We start from the raw sequence: 3,336 nt of genomic DNA, 5'->3' as shown, positions 1-3,336 counted from the left end.
TATAAAAAAATAATGATGCGTCTAAAACAAAAACGCATCATTATTTTTCAAGAAAGGCAGTATTTCACGATCGTAGTGTTTTAGGCTGCATTGTACTAGTCCGTCGGTTCAAAGTCCGGAGCAGGCTGTGCGCGGTCATTGTCGCTGTAGTGCCACCATTCTTTGTCATAGCCAGCAAAACCACAGGATTCCATCACCGATTCCAGCAGTGCCGCATGCTCTCCCGCGGCTGCAGATACATCCTCGTAGTTTCGATCCGCTAACGCGGTAAAATCATCAAATCCGGAAGGCATTTCTACCGATTCGCCCTCCAGCGTGATCAGTGTGATGTCAACCGTATCACCGCGGGTATGGCCTGAATATCCGTTGGCTGGATTGGCAACATAGTTGCCATCGGGATAAGTCTCCCACAATTTCTGCTGTGACTTGGCCGAACGGAACGCATCCCAAATACAAAGGCGATATCCCTGTGCCTTGAGCTGTTCCTGGGCATCCGATAGCTTGCAGACAGTATCATAGCGCAGCCATGCATCGTCATAGGCATAAATTACCGTGCCGGTGAAGTTATTCGTGGTTGCATAGCGCAGATCAACTGCAATATCCGGAATATAATCCTGCACACGGACAAACGATTGTGTATCCTGAGGTGGATCGGGTATCGTCACAATATCCGATTCCACTTCTTCCGGCTCTTCCGGTGGTTTTGTATCCTCGTTGTCTGTCACTTCGATGCTGTCCGCATCATTTATCAAAATCGTTTGATTTTCTGCGGGGAATATACAGCCTGTCAGTGATAGCAGCAACAGTGCCGCTGCAATCCATTGCATCTTTTTCATTCTGCTTTCATCCTTTAGAACACCTGCAGTTCGGTAATGCAAGTATCCTGATATTTTGAGCCTGAATAAACCGATAGCAACTCAATCATGACGCTGTTGGTTGTGACCGGTTCGGGGAATGTCAAACGCTGCGCGCCTTCAAAGGTATCGGCTAAATCATAGTCCTGATAGCTGCCGTCAGAGAAATGCAGGCGTACTTGCCGCGGTCGGTTATTCTTGGCATAAAGATCAGCAGATTTCTTATATCCGTTGCTGATTTCGATGCCGTTGATCGTATAGGTGCGGTCAAAGGACAGCTTGATCCATTCGCCAATGCCATCTCCGGAAGCGTTTTCCACCCATGCCGTACGGTAGCTGCCGTCAATGGTATTTTCCGGCACATGATAAAGATAGCCGGTGGAGTCGTAATATTCCTCCAGATGCGATGAAGCGGATACCGAAGAAATGATGGCATTGGAAATCTGATCTGCATAAATTTCTTCCACACGGTGATAGGTTTCTGCGGCGTCTGCTGCATAGCCGTCTCCTGTGAAGTGAAGCGCCAGACCGCGTTCGCTTTCTGTTGTATTGCCATCCGAAGTAAAGGTCACCATAAACTGGCTGTTTTGCATGGACAGAATGCTGTTATAAATATCACTGATATTTTGGTAATTGTCAACTGCGAAACAGTTTCCGCCCGTTGCCAGCGCTACTTCGGATAAATCCGCCGTCAGGCTGCTGTCAAAGGTAATGATATAAATTGGGATTTGCAGTTCTTGGGACAGAGAAATGACATTATCCTGCGTGGTTTGGCTGGCATTGTCCATGCCATCGGTTGCGGCAACGATGCATTTCTGACCGTTCTGGCTGTTGGTGCGCAGCAGCGCATATTCCAGCGAATCCCAGAATGCCGTGTCGCCATCGGGTACGATTGCATTCAGTTCGGTACGTAAGCCGGTATAATCCGTTGTGAAATCCTCGAGCGTATTTTGCGTATCATTAAAGGAAAGCAGCGCCGCCTGATAATTGGAGCTTTGCCCCATCTGATCGAGCAGCTGCAAAATGGCGTCCCGACCATAAATATACTTATTTTCATCGGCCATGCTGCCGCTGATATCCATAACAAAGCAGATATTCTTTTCCATGGATTGCAGTGTCTGCGGCACGACCTCTTGCGCGGCAGCATTCTGCTCGGTAATCTGAAGCACGGGATTATTGATTGCGGAAATAAGATTACCGTTTAAGTCGCGCAGTTGAAAATAGAGCTGCACTTCTGGATAATTGTGTGTATTCACCTGAGTCAGCTGCAAAGAGAGATTCTCTGCCGGTGTTTGCTCTGCGGGGGTCTCCGCTTCTACCTGCTCTGCAGGATCGGATGAGGAAGATGCAGTATTCTCGTCTTGTCCTGACTGTCTGCCAACCAAAACCCCGATAATGACAACCAGAATTGCGATGACCGCGATGCAGCCAATCAGCAAACCCTTTTGAACCGAAAAGCGTCGAGCCGGTTGCGTTGCCGCTTGTTCCGGCTCTTGCTGTGTATCTGATGCTTTTGTCTCCTCTGGTGCTGCGGATTGGGATTGTACCGTTTCCGGCTCATTCGGTGCCGGGTTTTCCTGCTGGGTCACAGCTTTGATCGGCGCACCGCATTTGGCACAAAATCGTGCATTTGGTTTGAGTTCAGCGCCACAATGTGTACAGAATGATTGCGGTTTCTCCATAATAAATTCCCCCTATTGATTGCATAAAAAGTATGTCGTTATAACATGCAGAAAACATTTCCTGTTATCTGTCTTTGTTTTTGTCAACACAGTTTTTTCGAATGCCGCCGAGCCAGAGAAATAATACCGTGGCTCCCACCAGCATCCACCAGCTATATAAATCTCCGCGCACGGCTGATAAGGTCATTCCTTGCGGTGTCAATTTAGAAAGCAAGGCAAGATGAGGCGATAACGTATCCAAAGCACCAAAGCATCCGCCCAAAAGACAGGTCACAAGCGATAAAAAGGGCGCAAGGATGTCAATGCGTCCACTGAGGGAAGAAAAACGCGTTAAGAAAAGCGTAATTCCTGCCACACAGGGCGCATAGAAAAACAGTGCTGCGATGGAGGATTTGTCAGCTGCGTTTCCAGCCAACAGACAAACCATTCCACCGATCCATCCAATCAAACATAAGGCCAGTATATCGCTCAGATAGGAGAGCGCCGCGCCGCTTGGGACGGAACGAAGCCGATTTTCAACCAAACGCGCATCCGGATAACCGGTCCACGCACCCCAGGTGAGCAAGGTAAAAAGAACCACCATGACGACACAGCCCAATGCGGTTGGCGTAAACGGATCAGAAACAGTGACTTGCTCACTTCCGTCCTCACGCAGTGTATAAAGGGAAGGAAGGTTTTCCATACCGGTCTGCATCATTTGCATCAGTGCAGCTTGTTCTTCCTGTGATAATGAGCGGTCCAGCAATTGGGATGCCATTCGCAAGCCTCTGGCCTGTGCCAACTGCACAGAAACCTGTCCC

3 protein-coding genes are annotated in these 3,336 nt (G+C 48.7%); all 3 read right to left on the bottom strand.

Features of this window, described 5'->3' with window-relative positions; genetic code table 11:
• Positions 1 to 95: 95 nt before the first annotated feature.
• A complete protein-coding gene (locus Q0J90_RS14535; RefSeq protein WP_297278595.1) occupies positions 96 to 836 on the bottom strand; it encodes a M15 family metallopeptidase in 741 nt (246 codons plus the stop codon).
• Positions 837 to 850: 14 nt separating this feature from the next.
• A complete protein-coding gene (locus Q0J90_RS14530) occupies positions 851 to 2,536 on the bottom strand; it encodes a VWA domain-containing protein (RefSeq protein ID WP_297278594.1) in 1,686 nt (561 codons plus the stop codon).
• A gap of 64 nt (positions 2,537 to 2,600) precedes the next feature.
• On the bottom strand, positions 2,601 to 3,336 hold a 736-nt coding region (locus tag Q0J90_RS14525), incomplete at its 5' end, for a hypothetical protein (RefSeq protein ID WP_297278593.1).

The organism is uncultured Brachyspira sp. (genome assembly GCF_944390595.1).
Classification (GTDB): Bacteria; Spirochaetota; Brachyspiria; order Brachyspirales; family Brachyspiraceae; genus Brachyspira.
The sequence above is the reverse complement of the archived record's forward strand: the minus strand, read 5'-3'. Positions and strand labels throughout refer to the sequence as shown.

Coding starts and splice junctions, on each gene's coding strand:
- Q0J90_RS14530 (WP_297278594.1), bottom strand. CDS start 2,536: ATGGAGAAACCGCAATCATTCTGTACACATTGTGGCGCTGAACTCAAA.
- Q0J90_RS14535 (WP_297278595.1), bottom strand. CDS start 836: ATGAAAAAGATGCAATGGATTGCAGCGGCACTGTTGCTGCTATCACTG.